The following is a 3,164-nucleotide window of genomic DNA, read 5'->3' on the forward strand; positions in this document are numbered from 1 at the left end:
GGCCTCGGCGAAGGGGGGGAGTTAGCCGAGGCCCGCGTAGGGTCGGCCCGGGGGGGAGGGGCCGACGTGAACGATCCTACGCGATACGAGCGGAATTCGTGTACGCGCAACGGACCAGTTTCCGAAAATTTTCGGCGACCGTGGGCGAGGCGGGTGTCCGCACCGGGTGCTGGGGGCATCGGATCCGCCGGCCGGGCACCCGACAGTTGTCTTACTTCACGTGGAAAATGCTGGTACGCAATGCTTTACGAAAAAATGCCGGTGAACAGGTTCTTGTCGTACCGGCTGCCGTGCCCCGGATACCGGGGGCTTGCCTTTCGCGGCACGGCCGGAAAATCCGTCCGATTCGTCGCGTGTCGCAACGGCTCGGCATGTCGAACAAATCCGTACATCGGGGGAGCTGGACCCGGGAAAAGCGGGTGCGACTTGTCGGTGGGTATCGCAATACTGGGGCAACAGCGTTGAACTACGACATCAGGAGAATCATGCCCGACGCAATCGTCGCCGAGGGTCTGGTCAAACGGTACGGGCATCTCGTCGCCCTGGACGGGCTGGATCTGGCCGTTCCGGAAGGTACCGTCACCGCACTTCTCGGCCCCAATGGCGCGGGAAAGACCACGACTGTCCGCGTTCTCACCACGTTGCTCATCCCCGACGAGGGCAGTGCCACCGTCGCGGGGATCGACGTGCTCCACAATCCCCAGGCCCTGCGTTCCCGGATCGGCGCGTCCGGGCAGTACGCCGCCGTCGACGAATACCTCACCGGATTCGAGAATCTAGAAATGGTGGGCAGGCTCTATCACCTCGGCACACAGCGCAGTAAGGAACGCGCGCGCGAACTGCTCGACCGTTTCCGGCTCTCCGACGCCGCCGACCGGCCGGTGAAGGGCTATTCCGGCGGTATGCGCAGGCGCCTCGACCTGGCGGGCGCGCTGGTGGCCAATCCGCCGGTGCTGTTCCTCGACGAGCCGACCACCGGTCTCGACCCGCGGGCCCGGCTCGATCTGTGGGACGTCATCGAGGAACTCGTGGCGGGCGGCACCACGCTGCTGCTCACCACCCAGTACATGGACGAGGCCGATCGGCTGGCCGACTCGATCGCCGTCATCGACCACGGCAAGGTGATCGCCCGCGGCACCGCCGACGAACTCAAGGCCATCGTCGGCGGCGACCGCATCGAACTCACCGTCGCCACCGCCGATCAGCTCGGACCTGCCCAGCAGGCGCTGGCCGGGCTGGCCGACGGCGAGATCCACCTCGAACCCGGCCTGCGCCGGGTCACCGTTCCGGTGGCCAACGGCTCGCAGGACCTGGTCACCGCGATCGGCAGGCTCACCGAGCAGAAGGTGCTGATCAACGACGTCGCGCTGCGCAGGCCGTCGCTCGACGACGTCTTCCTCACCCTCACCGGGCACGAGGCCCAGGAACTCGTCAACGGCGACGCCGAGGCGCAGACCGTGGGGGACAAGGAAGGACAGAACCGATGAGCACCACGCTGAACAAAGCGGTGGACGTGCGGGGCCCCGGGCTCGGGGAACGGCTCTCGATGGTCGTCAGCGACAGCGTCACCATCGCCAAGCGCAATGTCATCAAGATCAAGCGCGTGCCCGACGTGCTGGTCTTCACGACGCTGTCGCCGATCATGTTCGTGCTGCTGTTCGCCTACATCTTCGGCTCGGCGATCCAGATCGAGGGCGTGGCGGGCGGCTATCGCGAATTCCTGATCGCGGGCATCTTCGCGCAGACCGTGGTCTTCGGCGCCACCTTCACCGGCGCCGGCCTGGCCGAGGACATGCAGAAGGGCATCATCGACCGGTTCCGGTCACTGCCGATGGCGCCGTCGGCGGTGCTGGTCGGCCGCACGATCAGCGACGTGGTGATCAACATCGTCAGCCTGGTCGTCATGTCGCTGACCGGCCTGGTCGTCGGCTGGCGGATCCGCGGGTCGTTCCTGGACGCGGTGCTGGCCTACGCGCTGATGCTGCTGTTCGCCTACGCGCTGTCGTGGATCATGGCGGTCGTCGGACTGCTCGTGCGCGCGCCCGAGGTGTTCAACAATGCCAGCTTCATGGTGATCTTCCCGCTGACGTTCATCTCGAACGCGTTCGTGCCGCTGGAAAACCTGCCGGGGCCGCTGCGCGTGTTCGCCGAATGGAACCCGGTATCCGCGCTCACCCAGGCCGTGCGCGACCTGTTCGGCAACACCAACCCGTTGGGTCCGCCCTCGGAGGCCTGGCCGATGCAGCACCCGGTGGCCACGACACTGATGTGGATCGTGGTGATCCTGATCGTGTTCGTGCCGCTGGCTCAGCTGCAGTACAAGAAGTCCGTCAGCCGCTGACGGTTCAGTGCGCGCCGGTCTCCGAGACGGGGGCCGGCGCGGCACCGTTGCGGGAGTAACCGAGGCGCGGCGGTTCGGCGGCGGGCTCGGGAAGTTGCGGACGCTTGCTGCGGGCCAGCAGGGCCAGGGCGCCTGCCCCGGCGATCGCGAGGGACGCGATGAGCGGGTTACGAAGCTTCATGCGACCACTCTACGAGACGCTCCCACGAGGTTCCTGGTGTCACGCTGCGGCCATGGCACCATGTTCGCGTGACCTCACCCAACCAGACGGCCGTGGCGACGCTGCACACCAACCACGGCGATATCAAGATCGCGCTTTTCGGTAACCACGCCCCGAAGACGGTGCGCAACTTCGTCGCTCTCGCCGACGGCAGCGCGCCCTACACCACCGAGAACGCCGGTGGCACGGACGCTGGCCCGTTCTACGACGGCGCCGTCTTCCACCGGGTGATGCCGGGTTTCATGATCCAGGGCGGCGACCCGACCGGCACCGGCCGCGGTGGGCCCGGCTACGAATTCGGCGACGAGTTCCACCCCGAATTGCGCTTCGACCGCGGCTACCTGCTGGCCATGGCCAATGCGGGGCCGGGCACCAACGGTTCGCAGTTCTTCATCACCGTCAGCGCGCAGCCGCACCTGAATCGCAAGCACTCGATCTTCGGCGAGGTGGTCGATCCCGATTCGCGCAAGGTCGTCGACGCGATCGCCGCGGTGAAGACCGATCGCAACGACCGCCCGGACGAGCCGGTCGTGATCTCCTCGGTCACCATCGGCTGATCGAGCCGTACACATCAGAAATACCCCCCCCGCCAGTGGGGGCGGG

General features: G+C 66.8%; 4 protein-coding genes. 3 read left to right on the plus strand and 1 reads right to left on the minus strand.

Annotated elements, in window-relative coordinates:
* The first annotated feature begins 485 nt into the window (after window positions 1-485).
* Together ACFWPJ_RS28855 and ACFWPJ_RS28860 are read left to right on the plus strand one after the other, a co-directional pair.
* Window positions 486-1,487: an ATP-binding cassette domain-containing protein gene (locus tag ACFWPJ_RS28855; protein ID WP_378856063.1), complete on the plus strand. Its 1,002-nt coding sequence runs from the start codon at window positions 486-488 to the stop codon at window positions 1,485-1,487.
* Between the two features lie 59 nt (window positions 1,488-1,546).
* Window positions 1,547-2,341, plus strand: coding sequence for an ABC transporter permease (locus ACFWPJ_RS28860; protein ID WP_378856067.1), 795 nt, complete (start codon window positions 1,547-1,549; stop codon window positions 2,339-2,341).
* A gap of 4 nt (window positions 2,342-2,345) precedes the next feature.
* Here the strand turns inward: ACFWPJ_RS28860 and ACFWPJ_RS28865 are convergent, their stop codons facing one another.
* Complete coding sequence (locus ACFWPJ_RS28865; protein WP_189031790.1) at window positions 2,346-2,522, minus strand: hypothetical protein; 177 nt, start codon at window positions 2,520-2,522, stop codon at window positions 2,346-2,348.
* 68 nt (window positions 2,523-2,590) lie between these two features.
* Here ACFWPJ_RS28865 and ACFWPJ_RS28870 point away from each other — a divergent pair, with 68 nt between their 5' ends.
* Window positions 2,591-3,118, plus strand: a complete 528-nt coding sequence (locus ACFWPJ_RS28870) for a peptidylprolyl isomerase (protein ID WP_378856065.1) — start codon at window positions 2,591-2,593, stop codon at window positions 3,116-3,118.
* Window positions 3,119-3,164 lie beyond the last annotated feature (46 nt).

Origin of the sequence: Nocardia sp. NPDC058497 (assembly GCF_042720195.1) — a bacterium.
Taxonomy (GTDB): domain Bacteria; phylum Actinomycetota; class Actinomycetes; order Mycobacteriales; family Mycobacteriaceae; genus Nocardia.

Coding starts and splice junctions, on each gene's coding strand:
- ACFWPJ_RS28855 (WP_378856063.1), top strand. CDS start 486: ATGCCCGACGCAATCGTCGCCGAGGGTCTGGTCAAACGGTACGGGCAT.
- ACFWPJ_RS28865 (WP_189031790.1), bottom strand. CDS start 2,522: ATGAAGCTTCGTAACCCGCTCATCGCGTCCCTCGCGATCGCCGGGGCA.
- ACFWPJ_RS28860 (WP_378856067.1), top strand. CDS start 1,547: ATGGTCGTCAGCGACAGCGTCACCATCGCCAAGCGCAATGTCATCAAG.